Annotated in this window: 21 protein-coding genes; 4 read left to right on the top strand and 17 right to left on the bottom strand. The window is 74.9% G+C overall.

Going from position 1 to position 22,091, the window contains the following annotated elements; all coding sequences use genetic code 11:
• Positions 1–43: 43 nt before the first annotated feature.
• The 9 genes from NRO40_RS01880 to NRO40_RS01835 form a co-directional block, all read right to left on the bottom strand.
• Positions 44–1,285, bottom strand: coding sequence for a glycosyltransferase (locus tag NRO40_RS01880; protein ID WP_058941917.1), 1,242 nt, complete (start codon positions 1,283–1,285; stop codon positions 44–46).
• On the bottom strand, positions 1,282–2,247 hold the full coding sequence (locus NRO40_RS01875) for a glycosyltransferase (protein WP_058941916.1): 966 nt from the start codon (positions 2,245–2,247) through the stop codon (positions 1,282–1,284). The genes NRO40_RS01880 and NRO40_RS01875 overlap by 4 nt, the downstream gene beginning before the upstream one ends.
• Positions 2,244–3,932 carry a carbamoyltransferase family protein gene (locus NRO40_RS01870; RefSeq protein WP_058941915.1) on the bottom strand — a complete coding sequence of 563 codons (1,689 nt, stop codon included), beginning with the start codon at positions 3,930–3,932 and terminating at the stop codon, positions 2,244–2,246. The genes NRO40_RS01875 and NRO40_RS01870 overlap by 4 nt, the downstream gene beginning before the upstream one ends.
• 163 nt (positions 3,933–4,095) lie before the next feature.
• Complete coding sequence (locus NRO40_RS01865; protein ID WP_058941914.1) at positions 4,096–5,070, bottom strand: UDP-glucuronic acid decarboxylase family protein; 975 nt, start codon at positions 5,068–5,070, stop codon at positions 4,096–4,098.
• 174 nt (positions 5,071–5,244) lie between these two features.
• Positions 5,245–6,339 (bottom strand): carboxylate-amine ligase, encoded by a 1,095-nt coding sequence (locus NRO40_RS01860; protein WP_058941913.1) that lies wholly within the window; start codon positions 6,337–6,339, stop codon positions 5,245–5,247.
• Between the two features lie 300 nt (positions 6,340–6,639).
• On the bottom strand, positions 6,640–7,593 hold the full coding sequence (locus tag NRO40_RS01855; RefSeq protein WP_257375314.1) for a glycosyltransferase family 9 protein: 954 nt from the start codon (positions 7,591–7,593) through the stop codon (positions 6,640–6,642).
• Positions 7,590–8,600 carry a glycosyltransferase family 9 protein gene (locus NRO40_RS01850; RefSeq protein ID WP_058941912.1) on the bottom strand — a complete coding sequence of 337 codons (1,011 nt, stop codon included), beginning with the start codon at positions 8,598–8,600 and terminating at the stop codon, positions 7,590–7,592. Before NRO40_RS01850 ends, NRO40_RS01855 begins: the two co-directional genes overlap by 4 nt.
• On the bottom strand, positions 8,597–9,187 hold the full coding sequence (locus tag NRO40_RS01845; RefSeq protein WP_058941938.1) for a D-glycero-alpha-D-manno-heptose-1,7-bisphosphate 7-phosphatase: 591 nt from the start codon (positions 9,185–9,187) through the stop codon (positions 8,597–8,599). The genes NRO40_RS01850 and NRO40_RS01845 overlap by 4 nt, the downstream gene beginning before the upstream one ends.
• A 173-nt stretch (positions 9,188–9,360) precedes the next feature.
• Entirely contained in the window at positions 9,361–10,380 is a 1,020-nt protein-coding gene (locus NRO40_RS01835) for a glycosyltransferase family 2 protein (protein WP_058941911.1), read from the bottom strand.
• Between the two features lie 401 nt (positions 10,381–10,781).
• Here NRO40_RS01835 and NRO40_RS01830 point away from each other — a divergent pair, with 401 nt between their 5' ends.
• The 3 genes from NRO40_RS01830 (at position 10,782) to gap (ending at position 13,568) form a co-directional block, all read left to right on the top strand.
• Positions 10,782–11,195, top strand: coding sequence for an SRPBCC family protein (locus tag NRO40_RS01830; protein ID WP_058941910.1), 414 nt, complete (start codon positions 10,782–10,784; stop codon positions 11,193–11,195).
• Between the two features lie 309 nt (positions 11,196–11,504).
• Complete coding sequence (locus NRO40_RS01825) at positions 11,505–12,461, top strand: GlxA family transcriptional regulator (protein ID WP_058941909.1); 957 nt, start codon at positions 11,505–11,507, stop codon at positions 12,459–12,461.
• A 108-nt stretch (positions 12,462–12,569) separates the two neighbouring features.
• Complete coding sequence (gap, locus tag NRO40_RS01820; protein ID WP_058941908.1) at positions 12,570–13,568, top strand: type I glyceraldehyde-3-phosphate dehydrogenase; 999 nt, start codon at positions 12,570–12,572, stop codon at positions 13,566–13,568.
• Positions 13,569–13,767: 199 nt separating this feature from the next.
• Here the strand turns inward: gap and NRO40_RS01815 are convergent, their stop codons facing one another.
• Entirely contained in the window at positions 13,768–15,012 is a 1,245-nt protein-coding gene (locus tag NRO40_RS01815) for an FUSC family protein (RefSeq protein WP_058941907.1), read from the bottom strand.
• A gap of 139 nt (positions 15,013–15,151) precedes the next feature.
• Between NRO40_RS01815 and NRO40_RS01810 the strand changes: the two genes are divergently transcribed.
• Positions 15,152–15,949 carry an SDR family oxidoreductase gene (locus NRO40_RS01810; RefSeq protein WP_058941906.1) on the top strand — a complete coding sequence of 266 codons (798 nt, stop codon included), beginning with the start codon at positions 15,152–15,154 and terminating at the stop codon, positions 15,947–15,949.
• 79 nt (positions 15,950–16,028) lie between these two features.
• Here the strand turns inward: NRO40_RS01810 and NRO40_RS01805 are convergent, their stop codons facing one another.
• The 7 genes from NRO40_RS01805 to NRO40_RS01775 all read right to left on the bottom strand — a co-directional run bounded on the left by NRO40_RS01805 (position 16,029) and on the right by NRO40_RS01775 (position 22,086).
• Positions 16,029–17,660, bottom strand: coding sequence for a catalase (locus NRO40_RS01805; protein WP_198549318.1), 1,632 nt, complete (start codon positions 17,658–17,660; stop codon positions 16,029–16,031).
• A gap of 84 nt (positions 17,661–17,744) precedes the next feature.
• Positions 17,745–18,542, bottom strand: a complete 798-nt coding sequence (locus NRO40_RS01800) for a metallophosphoesterase family protein (RefSeq protein WP_058941904.1) — start codon at positions 18,540–18,542, stop codon at positions 17,745–17,747.
• The gene (locus NRO40_RS01795; protein WP_058941903.1) at positions 18,539–18,793 is read right to left on the bottom strand and encodes a hypothetical protein; all 255 of its coding nucleotides are present in this window, start codon (positions 18,791–18,793) and stop codon (positions 18,539–18,541) included. The genes NRO40_RS01800 and NRO40_RS01795 overlap by 4 nt, the downstream gene beginning before the upstream one ends.
• Positions 18,790–19,443 carry a nucleotidyltransferase family protein gene (locus NRO40_RS01790; protein ID WP_058941902.1) on the bottom strand — a complete coding sequence of 218 codons (654 nt, stop codon included), beginning with the start codon at positions 19,441–19,443 and terminating at the stop codon, positions 18,790–18,792. Before NRO40_RS01790 ends, NRO40_RS01795 begins: the two co-directional genes overlap by 4 nt.
• A gap of 191 nt (positions 19,444–19,634) precedes the next feature.
• Positions 19,635–20,444, bottom strand: a complete 810-nt coding sequence (locus NRO40_RS01785) for an amino acid ABC transporter ATP-binding protein (RefSeq protein WP_107115070.1) — start codon at positions 20,442–20,444, stop codon at positions 19,635–19,637.
• Positions 20,445–20,455: 11 nt separating this feature from the next.
• A complete protein-coding gene (locus NRO40_RS01780) occupies positions 20,456–21,286 on the bottom strand; it encodes an amino acid ABC transporter permease (RefSeq protein WP_198549317.1) in 831 nt (276 codons plus the stop codon).
• Positions 21,253–22,086 (bottom strand): ABC transporter substrate-binding protein, encoded by an 834-nt coding sequence (locus NRO40_RS01775; RefSeq protein WP_257375313.1) that lies wholly within the window; start codon positions 22,084–22,086, stop codon positions 21,253–21,255. The genes NRO40_RS01780 and NRO40_RS01775 overlap by 34 nt, the downstream gene beginning before the upstream one ends.
• Between the last annotated feature and the right edge of the window lie 5 nt (positions 22,087–22,091).

Here is a 22,091-nt window from a genome sequence, read left to right as displayed (position 1 = left end):
CCCGCACCTCCTTCTGTCCGTTGGCTGCTGCTGGTCCGCGGCGTCAGACCGCGTCGGTGACGGCGGGCCGGGCGGCCCGCACCCGCGCGTACACGGCCTCGGTGGCCGCCCCCACCCGCGCCCAGTCGTACCGGCTGAGCACCCGGCGCCGCCCCGCCGCCCCGCACCCCGCGCGCAGCGCCGGGTCGGCGAGGAAGTCGGCCACCGCGCGCGCGAGTGCCTCCGGGTCGCGCGGCGGCACGAGACGGCCGCACTCCGGGTCGGCGACGGTGTCGAGCTGCCCGCCCACGGCGCTGGCCACGACGGGCCGGCCGCAGGCCATCGCCTCCAGCGGCACGATGCCGAACGGCTCGTAGTCCGCCGGGCACACCACCACGTCGGCGCTGCGCAGCAGCGGCGCCACCTCGTCCCGGGACACCGCCCCGGTGAACCGGACCCGGTCGGCGACCCCGGCGAGCCGGGCCACGTCACGCAGCCGCCGCACCTCCGGGTCCCCGTCGAGCCGGTCCGCGGGCGGGCCGCCCACGACGACCAGTTCCGCTTCGGGCAGCCGCGTCAGCGCGGTGATGGTGACCGCCGCCCCCTTGCGCGGCACCAGCCGGCCCAGCTGGAGCAGCCGGAAGCGGGCCGGACCGCGCTCGGCCGTGGGGCCCGCCGGGCAGAACTGCTCGGTGTCGACGCCGCAGGGCACGACGCTCACCCGCTCCGGCGGGATGTGCATCCGGGTCAGCTCCCGCACCTCGTCGCGGCAGGTGGCGATGATCCGGTCGCAGGCCAGACCCACCTCGCACTCGGCGGCGATCCGTTCCGGCGGGCTCGTGTCGGACGCCCGCTGATGGCGCCGCTTCACCGTGCCGAGGGCGTGGTACGTGTGCAGCAGCGGCACTCGCAGCGTGCGCGTCGCGAGGACGGCGGCGACGCCCGACATCCAGAAGTGGGAGTGCATCACGTCGGGCGGCCGCGACTCCAGGACCCGCGCCACATACCGGCCGAACGCGGGCATGTACGGCAGCAGCTCGTCCTTCGGGACGGGCTCGGACGGTCCCGCCGGCACGTGGTGGACGACGACGCCGGGCCGCATCGCGACGCGTTCCGGCGTCGCGGCGTCGTCCCGGCGGGTGAACACCGTCACCTCGTGGCCCCGGTCGGCCAGGGCGGCGGCGAGCCGCGCGACGTGCACGTTCTGGCCGCCCGCGTCCACGCCGCCGAGCGCCGCGAGCGGGCTCGCGTGCTCCGAGACGAGCACGACCGACAGGGGTTCCGCGGAACCGTGGGTGGTCGTCATGAGCGCACCTCCGTCAACACGCGCTCCCAGTCCGCCAGGAAGCGCTTGAGCCCGTACCGTTCGAGGGCCGCCTGCCGGGCCCGGGCACCGTCCTCGGCGGCCGCGCCGGGCTCCGCCACGTACCGCCGCACGGCCTCGGCGAGCACCTCGGGCCGGGTCGACACGGTCCCGGCGCCCGCCGGGACCGCCTCCACCGCCTCCGTGGTGGCCAGCGCCACCACGGGCATGCCGAGGTGCATCGCCTCCAGCAGGGACAGTCCGAGCGACGTCCACCGCACCGGGTGCAGGTACACCCGCCGCTCGGCCATCGCGGCGTGCAGCTCCCGCTGGGGCAGGTCCTGGGCGCGGCACCGGTCCCCGGCGAGGCCCAGGTGGGCGGCGAGGCCCTCGGTGCGCATGCCGAACACGTCGAGCGGCGCCGCCTCCGCGAACGCGGGCAGCAGGTCCGTACCGGTGTACCGGCCGCGCCGCACCGGTTCGTTGACGACGACCGCCGCCCGGGGCAGCCGCCCCGTGTACAGGTGACCCGGGTCGACCACGCCGTGCTCGATCACCACGGCGCGGGTCCTGCCGCTGTCCCAGAACAGCCGGTTGAAGTGGGTGACGTGGACGAGCGTGAGGCCGTCGCGGTCGGCGCACGGGTGCCGGGTATCGGGCACGTCGCCGTCGGGGGCGTTGTGCTCCAGGTACACGACGGGTACGTCGCGGCCGGGGCGGCGCCCGCCCAGCCACCGCTCCGCGAGCGCGAACTCCTCGGGCCGCTGCAGCAGGACCACGTCGACGTGCTCCCCGCGCAGCTGCTCCGGGGTCACCTCCCGGACGCTGTCCGGCCAGCTGAAGGTCCGGGCCCGTCCGCGCCCGTCGGGGCCGCGGTCGGGCAGCACGGGGACGAGGTAGGTGTGGGGGCCCTGGACGAACGCCGTCGTCCACGAGCCGTGCACGTGCCAGAGCAGGATGTTCACCGCGCGGCCCTCCTCACGGACTGGGAGTCCTGCGAGTCGGAGGTGAAGAAGGCGCCGCGGCGCACCGCGTACGGCCCGATCGCCAGCAGGTCGACGGGGGTGGAGCCGAAGCACTCCAGCGCGTCGCGGGGGTCGTCGACCATCGGCCGGCCGGCCGTGTTGAGGCTGGTGTTGACCACCACCGGCAGGCCGCTGAGCCGTTCGAACTCCTCCAGCATCCGCGCCACCAGCGGTTCCGCGGTCCGGTCCACGGTCTGGACGCGCGCCGTGCCGTCGACGTGCACGACGGCCGGGATGCGCTCGCGCCACTCGGGCGCCACCTCGTGCACGAAGAGCATGTACGGGCTGGGCAGCTGCCCGTCGAAGATCTCCGGCGCCCGGTCGGCGAGCACCATCGGCGCGACGGGCCGGAACTGCTCGCGGCCCTTCACGTCGTTGAGCCGCTCCAGGTTCCCGGCGTGGCCGGGGTGGGCCAGCAACGAGCGGTGGCCCAGCGCCCGCGGCCCGTACTCGGAACGCCCCTGGAACCAGGCGACGATCGCGTTGTCGGCGAGCGCCCCGGCCACGGTCGCCGCGATGTCCGGTGGCCGCTCGAACGGTACGGCCGCGGTCTTGAGCCAGGCGCCGAGCTCCGCGTCGGACCAGTCGCGGCCGAGGTCGGCGCCGGCCATCGGCAGCACCTCGTCACCACCGCCCGCGGCGAGCAGCATCGCCCCGCCCAGCGCGGTGCCGGCGTCGCCGGCGGCGGGCTGCACCCACACGTGCGAGAAGGGGCCCTCGCGCGCGACGCGGGCGTTGGCCACGCAGTTGAGGGCGACGCCGCCGGCGAGGGTCAGCAGGGAGTCGTGGGTCTGGCCGTGCAGCCAGCGCACCAGGTCGAGCAGTGTCTCCTCCAGCACCGCCTGCGCGCTGGCCGCGAGGTCCGCGTGGCCTTGCGTCCACGCCTCCTCCGCGCCGCGCGGCGGGCACAGCTCGCGCCAGGGGACGCCCGCCGCGTGGAAGCCGCCGTCACCGGTCGGGTACACGTACCGGCGCAGCTCCTCGCGCAGGCGGGGCCGGCCGTACGAGGCGAGGGCCATGACCTTGAACTCGTCGGAGGAGCGCAGGAACCCGAGATGCTCGGTCAGCTCCTCGTACACCAGGCCCAGCGAGTGCGGCAGGTCCTGCGCGGCGAGCGGCTCCAGCCGGTGGTGCACGCGCCGGGCGGCGAGGTGCGAGGCCCGCTCGCCGCGGCCGTCCAGCACCAGCACGGACGACATGTCCGCCCCGGCGCCGTCCGCGGCGAAGGCGCTCGACGCGGCGTGCGCCATGTGGTGGGGCACGAACCGGACCGCCTCCGGGTCGAGGCCGGGCAGCGCGGTCCGCAGGAACCCGGGCGCCTCGCGCGCGTAGGTGAGCCGCAGGTGGTCCCACGGGTCGTCGAGCCCCATCTCGTCCGCGGGGCGGGCGAGCGCCGGGTCGAAGGAGTACGCGACGGCGTCCAGGTCCTGCGGGCGCAGCCCGGCCCGTTCGAGGCACCAGGCGGCGGCCTTCTCCGGGAGCTCCCAGGCGGAGAACGGCAGTGGTCGCTTGCCGTGCTTGCGCCGTGAGAAGCGTTCCTCCTCCGCGGCGGCGACCACACGTCCGTCGACGACCAGCGCGGCGGCGGGATCGTGGAAGAGGGCGTTGATTCCGAGAATGCGCATGGGGTCCCTGTCTTTCGGCACGTCGGCCGGGGAGGCGACGGCGGGTGAAGGGGAGGAGGGAGGGGGAGGTGAAGCGGGGAGGGGGCGCCGGGGGTCCGGCGCGGGTGTCAGGAGGCCCGGGTCGGGCGTGGGCGCCAGGGCACCGGGGGCAGGACGCCGGCTGTCAGGTGGCCGGGTCCGCGGTCGTGGTCGAGCGGAACCAGTCGATCGTGCGGCGCAGCCCGTCCTCGGCCGTCACGCGCGGCTCCCACTGGAGCTTGTCGCGGGCCAGGGTGATGTCGGGGCAGCGCACGGCCGGGTCGTCGGTGGGACGCTCGATGTAGCGGATCTCGGAGGAGGAGCCGGTCAGTTCGATGACCAGCCGCGCCAGTTCCAGCATGGTCAGCTCGGTCGGGTTGCCGATGTTCACCGGGCCGCGCAGCCCGTGCGCCGCGGCGGCGAGCACCCCGCGCACGGTGTCGTCGACGTAGCACAGCGAGCGCGTCTGGCGGCCGTCGCCGGTCACGGTCAGCGGTTCACCGGCGAGTGCCTGCCGGACGAACGTGGGCACCGCGCGCCCGTCGCGGCCGCGCATCCGGGGGCCGTAGGTGTTGAAGAGCCGCACGATGCCGACGTCCGTGCCGCACGCCTCGGCCTGGGCGGTCGACAGCGCCTCCGCGAACCGCTTGGCCTCGTCGTACACGCTCCTCGGGCCGACGGGGTTGACGTTGCCCCAGTACCGCTCGTTCTGCGGGTGCTGCTGCGGGTCCCCGTACACCTCCGACGTGGAGGCCAGCAGGAAGCGCGCCCCCGCGCGGTGGGCCAGCGCCAGCGCGTGCCGGGTGCCGGAACTGCCCGTCTCCAAGGTGTGGATGGGCAGCCGCAGGTAGTCGGCGGGCGACGCGGGCGAGGCGAAGTGGAGCACGAGGTCGGGCGGGCGGTCGACGTCGAACGGTTCGGCGACGTTCGCCTCCAGGAGGGTGAACCCGGGGTCGCCCAGCAGGTGGGCGACGTTCTCACGGCGCCCGGTGCTGAAGTCGTCCACACAGGTCACGGCCGTGCCGGCGGCCAGCAGCGAGCTGCAGAGGTGCGAACCCACGAAGCCGGCGCCGCCCGTCACGACGGCGTGCTGCCACTTCTGCGCGGGGGACGTGCTCATGCGTGCTCCTTCGGTCGTCGGTGGGTCGGTCGGTCGTCGGTGGGTCGTTCGGTGGGTCGGCCGGCCGATCCCCGTCCGTCGTCGGCCGGCGGTGGGCCCGGTCAGTCGTCGGAGCTGGCCGGACGGGTCGTCGGGGCCGGGGCCGGTCGGAGCGGGGCGGGGCGTTGCGTTCGGTCAGGGGGCCACCGTCTCGGAGATGAGCAGGTCGGTCAGTGCGGACGTGCCGCCCTCGGCGAGCACCCGGCGTTGCAGGTCGGCGGGGGTCCCCTGTTGGAGGAGCCGGTGGACCAGCGAGGCGACCTCCCGGTCGTCCCCGGCCTCCTCCAGGGCGGGCGCAACGGAGTCCAGGAGCCGGGCCAGCACGTCCCCGGAACGCCGGCTCCTGCCCTCCGGGTCCATGAGCAGGTCGCTCAGGCCGTGCCGGGCGGCGTACCAGTTCGCGGCCTGGAGCCGCTCGGGCGGGCAGTCGGGCGGGGGCTCCCCGGCCGCGTGGGCGCGCAGGGCGGTGGTCACCATGGCCCGTACGAGCCCCACGAACATGACCGCGGCGTCCGCCCTCAGCTGCACGTCGGTGCAGCGCACCTCCAGGGTGGGATACCGCTCGGAGAGCCGCGCCTGCCAGTAGATCTGGCCGGTGTCGCTGATCACCCCGGAGTCGAGCAGGACGCGCACCCGACGGTCGTGGTCCGCGGAGTCGGCGAAGGACGGCGGCGGGCCGCTCACCGGCCACCGGCCGAAGATGACCGTCCGCCAGCTCGCGAACCCGGTGTCGTGGCCGTCCCAGAGCGGCGAGTTCGCGGACATCGCGACGAGGACCGGGAGCCAGGGCCGGATGCGGTTGAGGACGGCGACGGCCCGGGCCCGGTCGGGGACGGCGACGTGCACGTGCATGCCGTTGACGAGCTGCTCGTCGACCAGCTGCGGCGCCTGGGAGCGCATCGCCAGGTACCGGGCGTTCTCCGTGACGGGTTCGGGGCCGGGCCCCCGGAAGGGGGCGGTGCCGGTCGCCACGATCCGGCAGCCGTTCTTCTCGGCGGCCGTCCCGAGGGCGTGCCGGAGGCGCAGGAGGTGGCCGCCCACCTCGTCGAGGTGGGAGCAGACCGGCGTGGCGACCTCGATCTGCGACTGCAGGAGCTCCGACTGGACCTCCTGGTCGTCCACGATCGGGCCCAGCCCCGCCGCCGCGCGGACCTCGTCGGCGAGGGGCACGGGGAGGCAGGTGACCGGATCGACGAGGAAGTACTCTTCCTCGACCCCAACTGTGATCATGTGGCGTCGGGTACCCGTAAAAACCCTCACAAATCGGGCATGAGCTGCGAAGCGTCCCGCTCACTCGAACGGCTCATGATGGCGTGCGGACCGCGGCCGCGCAGGTCAGCGCGGTGCGGCGGACCCGGCCCCAGGCCCCCGGCTCGCGGCCCCCGGTCTCTGCCATGGCCGGCCGCCGCGTGAGCCGGCCACGGCGGAGCCGGCAGGCGGGCGGAGGTGCCGGCGCGGGGCCCCGCGGGGTGCCGTGGTCGCCGGGGTGGCGCAGCGCGGCTGTGGGGGGCACCGGGCGCGGGCCCGGGGTCACGTCCGGCGCCCGTCCAGGCGGGCCAGCACGGCGCCGAGGACCTCGTCGGGCCCGATGCGCAGCAGCCGCGGGTCCGGCCGGCGGGCGTGCGGGTCACCGGGCGGCCCCGGGTGCCACAGCGCCGCGTGCCGCGGGTCCGGCGGGGGCCCCCACAGGTGCGGCGGCACTGGACCGAAGAGGGTCACCGACGGCGCGCCGTACGCCACCGCGACATGGGCGACACCGGTGTCCCCGCTGACCACGACGGCCGCCCCGGAGCACAGCGCCGCGAGCCGCCGGAACGGCAGCCCGCCCGCCAGCACGTCCGCGCCGTCCAGGCCGGCGGCGCCGGCGATCCGCGTGAGCAGCGCGTCCTCCCCGGGCCCGCCGGTCAGCACGACGCGGTGGCCGCGCCGCCGCAGCTCCCGCACGACGGCCGTGTACCGCTCCGGCGGCCAGCGCCGCGCGTCCGCGTCCGCGCCCGGGTGCACGACGACCGCCCCGGGCGCCGGGGACGGGCCGCCCGGGGGCGGCAGCCGGAGGTCGCCGGGGTCCGCGGGGGCGCCGTACCACGCCAGCAACCGGCACCAGCGGTGCCGCTCGTGCTCGTCCGCCGTCCACGTCGGGCCCGCGACGTGCGGGGTCCCGGGATGGGCGAAGGCCAGCAGCCGGCCCGCCCGCGTCCGCTCCAGCAGCAGATGGCTGGAGGGCCCCTTGCCGTGCAGGTCGACGGCGACCTCCGGCGGCGGGCCGGACCACGGCAGACGCACGGGCACGGCCCGCCCGGGCGCCGAGGCGGGCAGCAGCGTGTCCACGGCGTCGACGGCCGCCACCACGTCACGCAGCGCCTCCGGCGCGGCGAGGACCACCTCGTGCCCGGGGAAGCCCCGCCGCACGGCGCGCAGCGCGGGCACCCCGGCCAGCAGGTCGCCGAGCCCCAGCGCGCGCAGCACCAGGACGCGGGGCCTCACGCCGCCCCCGTCTCCAGCAGCTTGTCCACTGCCGCGACCACGTCCTCCGCCGTCACCCCGTCGAGGCAGGGGTGGCCCGCCACCGGGCACACGCGCGCGCGGGTGCCGGCACAGGGCGCGCCCTGGTCGCCGAGGAGGACGTGCGGCACGCCGTAGGGGCCCCAGCGCTCGGCCGGGACGACCGGCGAGAAGAGCGACACGACGGGGGTCTCGACGGCCGCCGCGAGATGGGCCGGGCCGGTGTTCCCCGTGACCACCGCGCCCGCCCCCGCCAGCACCGCGGCCAGCTCCGGCGGGCGGGTACGGCCGCCCAGGTCCACGCCGTGGGCGCCGGCGACGTACGCGGTCAGCTCCCGCTCGTCGGGGCCGCCCGTGACCACGACCCGGTGGCCGGCCACGGCGAGCAGCCGGACCGCCTGCGCGCACCGCTCGGCGCTCCACCTGCGCGCGGGGACGCTCGCTCCCGGGTGCACCACGACATAGGGGCCGGGGCCCGTCAGCTCCGGCGCGGCCCGGGCGTGCCGCACCCGCAACCGCCCGTCGTCGCCCGGCGGGCGGGGGTGGCCGGCCGCCTCGGCGAGGGCGAGCGCCGCCTCCGCCTCGTGGGCGTGCGGCGCCCGCCGGTGGCGCACGTCCAGCAGCGATCCGGGCGCGTCGACGCTGTCCGCGGCGATGTGCGCGACGCCCGCCATGCGCAGCAGCAGAGCCGCGGGCAGCGGACTCTGGTGGAACGACGTCAGGACCAGCGCCGCGTCGAACCGGCCGGCGGCCACCCGGTCCACGAGCCGGCCCACGTCCCTCCGGTCCACGGCGGGCGGGTCGAACCCCACCCAGGGCGCCTCCCACACCAGCACCTCGGCGACGCCCGGCAGCAGCCGCGCCGCCGGCGCCCCCTGCGGGCCGCACAACATCGCCACCCGCTCCGACCGGTGCGCGACCGCGCGGACGGCGGGACCGGCGAGGAGGACGTCGCCGAAGCTGTCCAGCCGGACGACGAGCGTCCTCATACGGGCCTCCGGACAGTAGAGGGGTGCCCGAGCACGTGCCGGACCGCGCCGAGCAGGTCCCGGCAGACGTCCGGCGCCTCCGCCACCTCGACGGGCAGCGTCCGCGTCGTCGGGACCAGTACGCCCCGGGCGCCCGCCGCGCGCGCGGCCCCCATGTCCGCACCGATGTCGCCGATCACGACGCACCGCTGCGCCGCCACGCCCAGCGCGCGCGCCGCCCGCAGGACGAGGCCCGGGGCGGGCTTGCGGCACGCGCAGCCGTCCTCCGGCACGTGCGGGCAGTGCACCCACACGTCCAGGGGGCGGCCCAGCAGGGCGTCGACGCGGGCGTTCACCTCCCGCACCTGCGTCTCCGTGATCAGCCCGCGGCCGATCCCGGACTGGTTGGACACGACGCCCACGGGTACGCCTCGGGCCCGCAGCAGCCGCACCGCCGCGCGCGCGCCCGGCATGAGCCGCACGCGCTCAGGGTCGCCGTTGTAGGGCACGTCCACGACGAGCGTGTCGTCGCGGTCGAAGAGCACCGCGCCGGGCAGCCCGCCGTCCCCGCACCCCTGAGCGCCGCCCTCACCGGCCCGCGCGGCCACCCCGTCCACCGCACGCCGCCCGCTACGGCCGGCACGTGCGCCGGCGATGCCCGTACCCGCTCCGGCGCCACGGCCGGCACCCGCCCCGGCGAGGTCCCTCCCCGCCTGGGCGCGGCCCGCACACCCCTCGGCGAGGCCGCCGTCCGCCGCCCCGCGGCCGGGGCACGGCCCGCTCACGCGCCGCCGCCGTCCCAGCACCCGGCCGAGCGGTGCCGTACCTCGCCCGCCAACCGGTGCCAGGTGGCAAGGACGGGGATCGCGGCGCTGGTCAGGGCCATGGTCACCACCTCGTCGCGGGTGCGCGGCCCCGGGAGGATGCGGGCGCGGGCGAACTCCGCCGTGCCGAGCAGCCAGGCGCCCGCCGCGCAGGCGGCCGCCGTGCGCCGCCCACCGGCCGCCAGCACCACGGCGAGCGCGCCCGCCGCGGTGATCGCCGCGTGCCGCCGGATCCGGCCGCGCGGGGCCGCGGCGCGTTCCCACCAGTCGGGGCCGTGCAGCCGCGCCATGAGCGCGTCGTCGGCGTTGCCCCGCTGCACCCGCAGGGAGACCCACCGGTCGGCGGGCCGTACCGGGTGCTCGGTGCGCCGGGTGCCGCGCCGGATGGTCCAGCCGGCGTCGATCAGCCGCAGGGCGAGGTCCGCGTCCTCGCGGAAGGCGCGCGGAAACCGCTCGTCGAAGCCGCCCACGGCGCGCAGCGCCTCCGTGCGGTACGCCATGTCGGCGGTCGCCCACAGCGCGCGCTCCAGACCGGCGGTGTTGCGCTCCCAGTCGGTGGGGGGCCGCCCGTCGGGGAGCGGGACGCGCAGGACGCCCTGGACGCCACCCGTGCCCGGGTCCGCCCCGGCGAGGTCGCGGGCGAGCTCGGTCCGCCAGGCGGGGCCGACGCGCACGTCGTCGTCGAGGAGGACCGTCCAGGGCTCCTGCACCGCCCGCAGCCCGGTGTTGCGGGCGGCCGCGGGACCGCGGCCGCCGCTGCGCAGCACGACCGCCCGGTCGGCGAGCGGACCGAGGGCGTCCAGGGGAAGGGGGGCGGGGCATTCACCGGGCGGCGGCTCGCCCGGCCGGTCGTCGACGAGGACGACACGGGCCGGCGCGGGTCCCTCCCCGGCCGCGAGGGCCCGGAGGCAGTCGGCGAGGCAGGGCCGCCCGAGGGTGGGGACGACCACGGCGTACGGGGCGGGCGGAGAGCTCATGGGGCGGCGCCTCCCGATCCTGTGCCGGTCATGAGGGCGGGAAAATGCCCGTTTCGGTCACCTTATGCATGGATCACGCGGTTCCGCAGGGCGATCCACGCCGCCCGGGCGCCGCCGGGGTGGGGGACAGGTGGGGCCTCGACGGGGTGGTTTCGGCCGATTGGCTCGATCGGACAGGGATGGTTTATCGTTCATCCATGCGGTGGTGAAGGAGCCCTTCACATCCCGCGTGAGCTGCCCCGGCTGGTCCCCCCGTCCAGCCGGGGCTTCTCCCTTTCCGGGCCCGGTGGCCACCGTCCCACCACCCGGTCTCTCTCCCCCCCGCGGCGTCCGGTTCCCGCCGTCCCGTCCTCCCCCTCGCCTTCCGGCATGACTTCGGCGTGCCGAGGAACTGTGGAGGGATGACCGAATACGAACGCTCCCGCACCATGCCCGCCCCGCCCGAGCAGGTCTTCGACCAGGCCGCCGACGTCAGCCGGCTGGGCGAGTGGCTGCCTGGGGACCTCCACGTCCGGGCCGGAGACCCGCCCGCGGTCACGGTTCACGAGGACCGCACCGACGAGGACACCCCCGCGCTGCTGCGTCCGCGCAAGGAGCAGATGCGGCTGGAGTGGGGCACCCGCGAGCAGGGCTCCTACGCCGGCTGGCTCCAGGTCGCCGGCATCGACAGCGGCGCCAGCGAGGTCACCGTGCACCTGTCGTTCTTCGACGGGTCCCACGACCCCGGCGAGGAGCGGGTGAACGAGGCCCTGGAGGGCAGCCTGAGCAGCCTCGCCGAGCTCGTCCGGCTGCGGATCGAGACCCCCGGCGGCTGACGGCCCCCGCGCACCGGCCCGCCCGCCGCCGGCGGCGGCCCGCCCCGCGTGCCGGTCCCGGCGCGTTCCGGTGTCGGATCGTCCGGGGCCGGCGGCCGGCGGCCGGCGGCGGGCGGCGGGCGGCGGGCGGCGGGTGCGACGGGCGGTGGACCGCGACGTGGACCGGGCGGACGACCCGTCCGGCGGGTCGTCCGCCCGGTCGTCCGGACCGCCCGTTCGTCCGGACCGCCCCTTCGTCCGGACCGCCCACCGCACGGTCCGGACCGCGCGGTGGGCGGAGCGCGGTCCCGCCCCACGTAACCTCTTCCTGTGCCCGCACCCCGTCTGCACCGCGTCGCCGTCCTCGTGCTCGAGGGGGCGAAACCGCTCGACGTCGGCATCCCCGCGCAGGTCTTCACGACCCGCGCGAGCATGCCGTACGAGGTGCGGGTGTGCGGGGCGACACCCGGCCTCGTGGCCGGCGGTGACGGCCTCGCGTACGACGTCGCCCACGGCCTCGACGCGCTCGCCTGGGCCGACATCGTCTTCGTCCCCGGCTACCGGTTCCCGGACCGCGACGACCCGCCACAGGCGGTCGTCGAGGCGCTGATCGCCGCCCACGACCGGGGCGCGCGGCTCGCCGCCATCTCGACGGGCGCCTTCGCGCTCGCCGCCACGGGCCTGCTCGACGGCAGGCGCGCCACGACGCACTGGCACTACGCGCGGGCACTCGCGGCCAGGCATCCGCTCGTCCGGGTCGACGAGAACGTGCTGTTCGTCGACGAGGGCAGCGTGCTCACCTCGGCCGGCGCCGCCTCCGGCATCGACCTGTGCCTGCACATCCTGCGCGGCGACCTCGGAGTGGCCGCGTCCAACCACGCGGCGCGGCGTCTGGTCGCGGCCCCCTACCGCAGCGGCGGCCAGGCCCAGTACGTGCCGCGCAGCGTCCCCGAACCGCTCGGCGAGCGGTTCGCCGCCACCCGCGAGTGGGCGCTGCACCGACTCGGCGAGCCCCTCACCCTCGACGTGCTGGCCCGGCAGGCGGGGGTCTCGCCGCGCACGTTCTCCCGGCGCTTCGTCGAGGAGACCGGGTACACGCCGATGCAGTGGGTGATGCGGGCCCGCGTCGACCTGGCCCGCGAACTGCTCGAGCGCTCGCAGCGCAGTGTCGAACAGATCGCCGCCGACACCGGGCTCGGCACCGGCGCCAACCTGCGCCTGCACTTCCAGCGCATTCTCGGCACCACACCGGGTGACTACCGGCGCACCTTCACCCGGGGCGAGTGACCCCCGCTCGGCACCCTATGGCGGGATCCTTTCGAACCGTGGCGATCCCGCCACTGTCCGCGCGGCCGGTCGCGGGCGAGTCTGGTGGGGAAGGAAGGGACATCACTCATGACTCGCATCGCCATCAACGGGTTCGGCCGCATCGGACGCAACGTGCTGCGCGTACTGCTGGAGCGCGACAGCACCCTGGAGATCGTCGCCGTCAACGACCTGACGGAGCCCGCCACCCTCGCCCGGCTGCTCGCCTACGACAGCACGGCCGGCCGGCTCGGGCGCCCGGTGACCGTCGACGGGGACGCCCTCGTCGTCGACGGTCGTCGGATCAGGGTGCTGGCCGAGCGCGAACCGGCACAGCTGCCGTGGGCCGAGCTCGGCGTCGACGTCGTCCTGGAGGCCACCGGCCGCTTCACCTCGGCCAAGGCCGCCCGGGCCCACCTCGACGCGGGCGCGAAGAAGGTACTCGTCAGCGCGCCGTCGGACGGCGCCGACGTCACGCTCGCCTTCGGGGTCAACACCGACGCCTACGACCCGGCGGTGCACACGATCGTCTCGAACGCCTCCTGCACCACCAACGCGCTCGCGCCGCTGGCCGCGGTCCTCGACGAGCTCGCCGGCATCGAGCACGGGTTCATGACGACGGTGCACGCCTACACGCAGGAGCAGAACCTGCAGGACGGTCCGCACCGCGACGCCCGTCGCGCCCGGGCCGCCGGCGTCAACATCGTGCCGACCACGACCGGCGCCGCCAAGGCGATCGGCCTGGTGCTGCCGAACCTCGACGGGAAGCTGGCGGGCGACTCGATCCGCGTGCCGGTGCCCGTGGGTTCGATCGTCGAACTCAACACGACCGTCGCCCGCGACGTGACGCGCGACGACGTGCTGGCGGCCTACCGTGCCGCGGCGGAGGGGCCGCTCGCCGGCATCCTCGAGTACTCCGAGGACCCGCTCGTCTCCTCCGACATCGTGGGCAACCCCGCCTCGTCGATCTTCGACTCGGCCCTCACCCGCGTCGACGGCCGCCACGTCAAGGTGGTCGCGTGGTACGACAACGAGTGGGGCTTCTCGAACCGCGTGATCGACACGCTGGAGTTCCTCGCCACCCGTTGATCGGAGCCGGCGCGGCGTCCCGCCTCCGGCGACCGCGCCGACGGTACTTCCCCCGCGGGCGCTCCGGTCGGCCGGCCGGGTCGGCCAGGGCGCTCAGTCACGGAAGCGGCCCCGCCCGGTTTCCGGAGGGTGCCGGGAGCGCCCGGGCCCGGCGGCGACCCCGCCCGCCCCCGGGCCCGGGTCCACGGCGCCCTCGCCGTCAGGTCTCCACGCTGGGCCGCGAGGGCGCCGAGCCGGTGCCCCGCAGCCGGGCGGCCAGCGCCGCGAGGCGGGGGTGGCGCTCACCGAGCTCGGCCGCCCTGCGGTCGAGCTCCTGCATCAACCGCTCACCGCGCTTGTCGACGTCCAGCTCGTCCAGGATGCGGTCGACCTCGCTGAGCAGCGCACCGTGCAGCTGCCACTGGCGGGGGTGCTCCTGCACGTCCTCCAGGAGCAGGTCGGCGACCCGGTCCCGTACGGCGCGCCCCGCGGCGAGTGCCTCGGTCAGCCGGGTCTCCGCCTCCTCGGCGTTGGCGGCGACCTGGGTGGTCGTCAACCGGGCGAAGCTCTCCACGGCCCGCGCCATGTGCCCGAACAGCTCGCGCAGCAGCGCGGCCACGTCCGCGGGGAACAGCGACTCGTCCGTTCGGAACTTCGCGAGGTCCGTCATCGTGCGCGACAGCACGCGCAGCACCACGGCGCAGATCTCCAGGGTGTCCAGACCGGTCCGCAGCACGACCCGGGCGAGCAGTCCCTGCCGCACCCGCGGGTTGAGCAGGAGGCTTTCCTCCGCCTGCCGCAGCGACGCGTCCACCTCGACGATGGCGTGGTCGAGGCGGCGCGCCTCGTGCAGCCGGGCCGCCGCGTGCGCGACCGGCACGTGCCCGAGCCCGGCGACGTCGTCGCCCATGGCCCGCAGCATCCGCCCTATGTCGTCGGCCAGGCCCTCGATGGACGCCCCGGCGGGCTGCACCCACACGGGCGGGGCGAGGAGCAGGTTGAACAGCAGCCCCACACCGGCGCCGATGAGGGTCTCCAGGATCCGGTGCCAGGCGGCGGAGCCCACCTGGGTGACGCCGAGGACCAGCATCGCGCTGATGGCCACCTCGGGCACGAACTCGCTCACCCGCACCAGGTGACCCACGATCAGGGCCGCGAAGATGGTCAGGCCGAGGCTCCACCAGGTGAGGCCGACGAGCGCGCTGAACCCGATCGCGACGACCACACCGGCGACGACCGAGTTCACCCGGCGGATCCCGGTCGTGAGCGTGGCGTAGAGCGTCACCTGCACCACGAGGAGCGCCGTCAGAGGGGCCGTCAGGGGAGCGGGTTGCGCGGGCAGCACCATGAGGGCCACCACGTAGGAGATGACGGCGGCCACCGTCGAGCGGAGTGTCTGCGCGGCGACGGGTTCCCTGGTCCGTCGCACGAGTTTGAACACGGGGGCTGTCGATACGTCCGGCATCCCGTTCCCCTGCCCTCTCGTGTCGACCTGTCACTCGTGTCACTCCGGTTAATTCGTGTGTATGACTGTCACCCCTGTCACGTCTGCCACTCGCACCACGGGGTGTTTACCGTCGACCGGGCGTGGTACCGGCCGCCACATGAACCAAGGCACGCGCGTCGCCGTCGTCACCGGCGCCGACTCCGGGATCGGCCGGGCCACCGCCGTCCGGCTCGCCCGGGACGGCATGGACGTCGGCATCACCTGGCACACCGACCAGGAGGGCGGGCAGCGCACCGCGGAGGAGGTGCGGTCGCACGGCCGCCGCGCCGCCGTGGCGCGCATGGACCTCACCGACCTGCCCGGGGCCGCCGGGGCCGTCGACGACCTGGCCGAGGAGCTCGGCCGGATCGACGTCCTCGTGAACAACGCGGGCACCGGCACCGCCACGCCCTTCCTCGACATCGACTACGAGACCGTGCGGGAGGTGGTCGACGTCGACCTGATCGGTCCCTTCCTCTGCGGCCGGCTCGCCGCCCGCCGCATGATCGCGCAGGGCGGCGGCGGACGGATCGTGAACGTCACGTCGGTGCACGAGCACCAGCCGCGCGTCGGCGCCGCCCCGTACTGCGCGGCGAAGGGCGGACTGGGACTGCTCACCCAGGTCATGGCCCTGGAGCTGGCCGAGCACGGCATCACCGTCAACGCCGTCGCGCCCGGCGAGATCGCCACGCCGATGACCGGCCAGGAGGACCGGGACGTGCACCGGGAGCGCCGGCCGGGCATCCCGATCGGCCGCCCGGGGGACGCCCGCGAGGTGGCCGCGGTGATCGCCTTCCTGGCGGGGGAGGAGTCCTCCTACGTCACCGGCGCGTCATGGGCCGTGGACGGCGGCATGCTCCGCATGGGCCCGATGGCCGGCTCCCACCTGGAGGGCGACGCCTGGCGCCGCCCCTGACCCGTACGGCACCCCGGTCCCTGGACGGACGCGGCCCGCCCCCCGGGACACCGGGGGACGGGCCGCATCCGTACACGGGTCACCGCGTGACGACGAACCTCTCGTTCGGCACGCAGTGGGTCATCGTCAGCCCCGACACGTCCCGCGGCGGGTTGTTCCCGAGGTTGGCGAGCCGCTTGCGGTCCTCGTCGGTGAGGCTCTGGTGCGGCAGCGGCTCCAGCCCCGCCACGTCCTGCGGGGAGATGCCGATGCCCTCACCGACCCGCAGCCCCAGCTCGTTCTCGACCAGCAGGAAGTGCCACACCATGCGCTCCTGCACCGGGCGGTCGCACTCCTTCAGCAGGGTGACGAAGTTGTGCACCAGGTCGTCCCGCTCCCACTCCTCCAGGAGCCGGAAGCGCTGCCCCGCCTGCAGGTAGTCGTTGGTGCGCGGGATCCGCTGCCGGGTGAGCCGGCCGTGGATCTCGGGGCCCTGCTCGTCGTGGCCCGGGTGGTCCGCCTCCCTCAGGCCGCCCGTCACGGACGGCTCGTAGTTGACGATCGGGTTCTCCCCGGCGCCGTCCACGTGGTACGTCATCTGGCCGTCGCGCTGGTTGGTGCGCACCTGGGCGTTCCTGGCCTGGTTCACCGGGAGCTGGAGGTAGTTCGGGCCCACCCGGTAGCGCTGGGTGTCGCTGTACGAGAAGGTCCGTCCGACCAGCATCTTGTCGTCGGAGAAGTCCAGGCCGTCGACGAGCACGCCCGTGCCGAAGGAGATCTGCTCGTTCTCCGCGAAGAAGTTCTCCGGCATGCGGTCGAGCACCATGCGTCCCACCGGCTTCGGCGGGAACTCCTGCTCGGGCCAGGTCTTGGTGTCGTCCAGCGGGTCGAAGTCCAGCTCCGGGTGCTCGTCGTCCGACATGATCTGCACGAGCAGCTCCCAGTCGGGGTACTCGCCGCGCGCGACCGCCTCGTACAGGTCCTTCGTGGCGTGGCCGAGGCCCTGCGCCTGGACGTTCGCGGCGTCCTCCTCGGTCATGCTGCGGACGCCCTGCTTCGGCATCCAGTGGTACTTCACCAGCACCGTCCCGCCCTCGGCGTTCACCCACTTGTAGGTGTTCACGCCGAAGCCCTGCATGTGGCGGTAGTCCGACGGGATGCCGCGCGGGCTGAAGAGGTTGATGAGCATGTGCATGCTCTCCGGCGTCTGGGACATGAAGTCGAAGATCCGCCGCGGCTGCTGCTCGAAGGTGACCGGGTCCGGCTTGAGCGAGTGGATCACGTCCGGGAACTTGATCGCGTCCCGGATGAAGAACACGCCCAGGTTGTTGCCGACCAGGTCCCAGTTGCCGTCCTCGGTGTAGAACTTCACGGCGAAGCCGCGCGGGTCGCGGGCCGCCTCCGAGGAGTCACGGCCGCCGATCACGGTCGAGAACCGCACGGCCAGGTCCGTGCGCTTGCCGCGCTCCTGGAACAGCTTCGCCCGGGTGTAGCGGCTGATCGGCTCGTCGCCCCACGACCCGTAGGCCTCGAAGAACCCGTAGGCGGTGACGCCGCGGGCGTGGACGACGCGCTCCGGGATGCGCTCCCGGTCGAAGTGGCTGATCTTCTCCAGGAACTGGTAGTTCTCCAGCGTGGCCGGGCCCCGGGCCCCGACCGTGCGCTGGTTCTGGTTGTCGTGGACCGGGTGCCCCTGGCGGTTGGTGAGCACCTTCCGGCTGTCGTCCGTCACGATGTCCGGCTCCTCTCGGGGTACTGCGCTGTCGGAATAATCCGAAATGTCGCAGTACCCCCGTTACCCACCCCGAGGGCGGACCTAACGGGCCGGGCCGCCCCGACCGGCCCCGGCCCCCTCCGCCGCGCCACTTCCGGCCACCGACGCGGCGGGCTCGGACACGGGCAGGTGGTACACGGCGAAGGCCCGCCCGAGCACCGGCTGCGCGACGTTGCGCACCCGGACGCCGCCACCGGTCATCCCGTGCTCGGAACCCATGTGCGCGTGGCCGTGCACGGCCAGGTCCGCGCCGGCGGCGTCGACGGCCTCCGCCAGCAAGTAGCTGCCGAGGAACGGGTAGATCTCCAGCGGCTCGCCGGCCAGCGTGTCCGGCACGGGGGAGTAGTGCGTCAGCGCGATCCGCACGGCGCAGCCGTCGTCCTCCAGCCGCCGCAGCGACGCGCCCAGCTCGTCCGCGCACCGCCGGGTGTACCGGATGAACGACTTCATCTCCGGCTCGCCGAACTCCCCGCCGCTGCGTCCGGCGAACCCGCCGCCGAACCCCTTCGTACCGGCGATCCCCACGCGCGTCCCGTCGACCGGCACGACCGTGCCGCCGCCCTCCAGGACGATCACGCCCGCCTCCTCCAGGAGGCCGGTCACCTCGTCCTCCAGGTCGCTCTGGTAGTCGTGGTTGCCCAGGACCGCCACCACGGGCACCGGCAGCCCGGCGACCTCGCCGGCCACGACCCGGGCCTCCTCGACCGTGCCGTGCCGGGTGAGGTCCCCGGCGAGCAGCAGCAGGTCCGCGCAGTCACCGAGCGTCTCGAACGCCGGCCGCAGGGCACCGGCGCTCTCGGGGGACAAGTGGATGTCACCGACCGCGGCCACCCTGATCATGAGAGCTCCTCGGGGTGCGTCGGGGCGTCGGAGCAGGCCACCATCAGGTCCTCGTGGAGCGCCAGCCCGGCCAGTTCCTCCCGGGCGATCCGCAGGACCTCGCGGCGGCAGGCGTCGCTGGACACCGTCCCGTACAGCATGACGCCCGCGCCGCGCTGCTCGATCCTCACGCCCAGCTCCGCGATGTCGTCGCTCGCCAGCCGGTCCCGCAGGTGGGCGATGCGGTACTCGGCCGTGTCGGCACCGCTCATGCGGATGCCTCCCTCCGCTCGATCACGTTCAGCCGCTCCAGCAGGAAGAGGAACGCCTCCGGCATCGGGGCGCCCTCGTTCTCCCGGCGCAGCAGGTCCCAGTCGATCTTCTCCCGCAGGACCCGGGCGATCGGCAGGACCGACCCGAAGTCACAGTGGTGCTCGGAGAAGGCCGCGAGCTGGCTGGCCATGAGGTCGGTCGGCGCCAGCACCGGCATGTGCACCGAGTCGACCGGCAGGACCTCCGCCCGCTGCAGCATCTCCACGGTGACCGGGTGCCGGGCCAGCTCGAAGATCAGGTCGATCTCCTCGCCGCGGCAGGTGGCCTTGATCAGCCAGTCCTCCGGCGGCTTGCGCACCTTGATGCCCGCGTTCTCCAGCTCCCGCGTGACGGCCTCCTCGTCCTCCCGCAGGATGGCGAAGTCGGTGTCGTGCTGGAACCTGGCGGGCACCCCGTGCCCGTACGCGGCGACGCTGCCGGCGAGCGCGAAGCGGTGCCCCCCGGCCTTGAGCAGCCCGGCGACCTGCTTGGTCGCCTCCAGGATGGACTGCGTGCGGTCCGGTGGCAGGGGCAGGGGCGCCCCGCTCGCCAATTCGCCGGGCGTCGGTGCCACGGCCAGGTACGCGGCCTCGTCTGCGCGGTCCTTCACGGTCTCCGCCCCCTTCGTCGGACTGGGAGGGCGATCGGGTACCCCGCCCCGGCCCGGCGTATGCTGCCCGCCCCGCGATCACTCGCCCGTACGGCGGACGGACCACCGGGCCCCCGGGTGCGACGGTCGCACTCCGCCGGGTTCCCGCCGGTCCCGCGCCCGGTCCCGCGACCGGTCGCGGGGGACGGCCCTCACGCGGTCCCGTCCGCCGGATCCTGATCCGGCCCCGGCGGGGCGGCGGCGGCCGGGTCCAGGACGCGCAGGAGGAAGTCCCGCGTACGGGCCTCCCGGGGCGCGCCCACGACCTGCCGGGCCGGACCCTCCTCCACCACGCGCCCGGCGTCCATGAACACCACGCGGTCGGCGACCTCGCGGGCGAAGCTCATCTCGTGGGTGACGACCATCATCGTCATGCCGTCCCGGGCGAGCCCCCGCATCACGGCGAGCACGTCGCCGACCAGCTCGGGGTCGAGGGCGGAGGTCGGCTCGTCGAACAGCATGACCTCCGGGTCCATCGCCAGCGCCCGCGCGATGGCCACCCGCTGCTGCTGCCCGCCCGACAGCTGCGCCGGGTGGGCGCCGGCCTTCCCGGCCAGCCCGACCCGCTCCAGGTTCGCCCGCGCGACCCGTACGGCCTTTGCCCTGTCCCGCCGCAGCACCCGGCGCTGGGGCAGGACGAGGTTCTCCTCCGCCGTCAGGTGCGGGAAGAGGTTGAACTGCTGGAAGACCATCCCGATCCGGCGCCGCACCGCGTCGATGTCGACGTCGGGGTCGGTGACCTCCGTACCGCCGACGAAGACCCGCCCCGCCGTCGGCTCCTCCAGCAGGTTCACGCACCGCAGGAGCGTCGACTTGCCCGACCCGGACGGTCCGATGACGCACACCACCTCGCCCCGCGCCACCTCCAGGTCGATCCCGCGCAGCACCTCGGTGTCGCCGAAGGACTTGCGCAGGCCCCGGACCTCGATCTCGGCCCGCCCGCCCGCGTCCGTCCCCTCCATGGTCACCCCCGTCACCCGGCCTTCCTGGTACGCGCCTCGAGGCGGCGCACCACGAGGCTCAGCGGAACCGTCACGAGCAGGTAGCACAGGCCCGCGACGAGGATCGGCGTGGAGTTCGCCGTCTGGCTGGCCAGGTCCCGCCCGAACTTGGTCAGCTCCCGCTCCGTCAGGGTGACCCCGAGGAACAGCACCAGGGACGAGTCCTTGAAGAGCAGCACCAGCTCGTTCGTCAGCGGGGGGATCACGATGCGGAACGCCTGCGGGATGATCACCGACACCATCGCCCGCGCGTGGGAGAAGCCGAGCGACCGCGCGGCCTCCATCTGCCCCCGGGGCACCGCCTGGATGCCCGCGCGGATCGTCTCCGCCATGTACGCGGCGGCGACCAGCCCCAGCCCCAGGGCGACCTTGCCGTACGTCCCGCCGGGGATCGCCGTGCCGGGGAACGCCAGCGGCACGGCGACCCCGACGAAGATGAAGATCAGCAGCGCCGGCAGGCCGCGGAAGAGCTCGATGTACACCGTGGCCAGCCACCGGTACGGAGCGACCGACGACAGCCGCATCAACGCCACCAGCAGCCCCAGCACCAGGCCGAAGACGAACCCGGAGACCGTGTAGACGACCGTGTTGCGCAGCGCCGTGGTGATGATCTCGGGGAACAGCTGCCGCGCCAGGTCCTCCTGCGCGAACTGGTTCTGCAGCCGCCCCCAGTCGGCCTTCAGGGCGACGGCCACGACGACGGCGACGAAGAGCGCGTACTGCAGGCCCTGCGACACCCGGCGCCGCTGGCGCCTGGTCAGCCGGGAGGTCACCGGCGCGCCTCGGGCAGCGGGCCGATCCACTCCTCGTACAGCTTGTCGTACGTGCCGTCGGCCTTCGCGTCGGTGATCGCCTTGTCGATCGCGGCGCGCAGCCGGTCGTTGCCCTTCTTCACCGAGAACCCGTACCGCTCGCCGGTGTCGACGTTCTCGCCGAGGACGAACGCGGCGGCGTTCGCCTTGTCCTTCAGCCACCCCTGCACGACGGGGTAGTCGATGACGACCGCGTCGACCTGCCCGGTCCGCAGCCCGTTGAGGACGGCGTCCGAACTCTCGAAGGCGACCGGATCGAATCCCTGGCTCTTGGCGTAGCTCTCGCCGGTCGTCTCGGCCTGCGCGCCCAGCCGCAGCTTGCGCGCCTTGATCTCCGCGAGCGTCCGCACACCGCTCCGCTTCGACGCCAGGACGGCCTGGGTGGCGTCGAAGTACGGTACGGAGAAGTCGACGTTCTTCTCGCGCTCGTCGGTGATGGTCATGCCGGCGGCCGCCAGGTCGCACTCGCCGGAGTTCAAAAACGCCCCCGTCTTGAAGTTCTCGAACGGCGTGTCCAGGATCTTCTGCTCGACGCCGAGGTCCTCCGCCACCAGGTCGACCAGCGCCACGTCGAACCCGACGACCTTCCCGCCCCGTTCGAACTGGAACGGCGGGTACGGCAGGTGCGTGCAGGTGGTCAGCCTGCCCTTCTCCACCACGGGGACGCCGCCCGCGGCCTCGCCGGGCCCCTCGCCGTCGGACGAACAGCCGGCGGTGAACAGCAGCGCCGCCGGGACGGCGGCGAGGGCGGCGCGGAAGCGGGGGCTCTTGCGGCCGGCAGTCGTCGACACGGTTG

The sequence above is a fragment of the Streptomyces changanensis genome (assembly GCF_024600715.1).
Lineage (GTDB): Bacteria > Actinomycetota > Actinomycetes > Streptomycetales > Streptomycetaceae > Streptomyces > Streptomyces changanensis.
This window is presented reverse-complemented; position numbering and strand designations above follow the sequence as displayed.

Bases quoted from the DNA above. Each gene is read 5' to 3' on its own strand.
- NRO40_RS01880 (WP_058941917.1), bottom strand. From the start codon at position 1,285: ATGACGACCACCCACGGTTCCGCGGAACCCCTGTCGGTCGTGCTCGTC.
- NRO40_RS01870 (WP_058941915.1), bottom strand. From the start codon at position 3,932: ATGCGCATTCTCGGAATCAACGCCCTCTTCCACGATCCCGCCGCCGCG.
- NRO40_RS01865 (WP_058941914.1), bottom strand. From the start codon at position 5,070: ATGAGCACGTCCCCCGCGCAGAAGTGGCAGCACGCCGTCGTGACGGGC.
- NRO40_RS01860 (WP_058941913.1), bottom strand. From the start codon at position 6,339: ATGATCACAGTTGGGGTCGAGGAAGAGTACTTCCTCGTCGATCCGGTC.
- NRO40_RS01850 (WP_058941912.1), bottom strand. From the start codon at position 8,600: ATGAGGACGCTCGTCGTCCGGCTGGACAGCTTCGGCGACGTCCTCCTC.
- NRO40_RS01835 (WP_058941911.1), bottom strand. From the start codon at position 10,380: ATGAGCTCTCCGCCCGCCCCGTACGCCGTGGTCGTCCCCACCCTCGGG.
- NRO40_RS01830 (WP_058941910.1), top strand. From the start codon at position 10,782: ATGACCGAATACGAACGCTCCCGCACCATGCCCGCCCCGCCCGAGCAG.
- gap (WP_058941908.1), top strand. From the start codon at position 12,570: ATGACTCGCATCGCCATCAACGGGTTCGGCCGCATCGGACGCAACGTG.
- NRO40_RS01815 (WP_058941907.1), bottom strand. From the start codon at position 15,012: ATGCCGGACGTATCGACAGCCCCCGTGTTCAAACTCGTGCGACGGACC.
- NRO40_RS01810 (WP_058941906.1), top strand. From the start codon at position 15,152: ATGAACCAAGGCACGCGCGTCGCCGTCGTCACCGGCGCCGACTCCGGG.
- NRO40_RS01800 (WP_058941904.1), bottom strand. From the start codon at position 18,542: ATGATCAGGGTGGCCGCGGTCGGTGACATCCACTTGTCCCCCGAGAGC.
- NRO40_RS01795 (WP_058941903.1), bottom strand. From the start codon at position 18,793: ATGAGCGGTGCCGACACGGCCGAGTACCGCATCGCCCACCTGCGGGAC.
- NRO40_RS01785 (WP_107115070.1), bottom strand. From the start codon at position 20,444: ATGGAGGGGACGGACGCGGGCGGGCGGGCCGAGATCGAGGTCCGGGGC.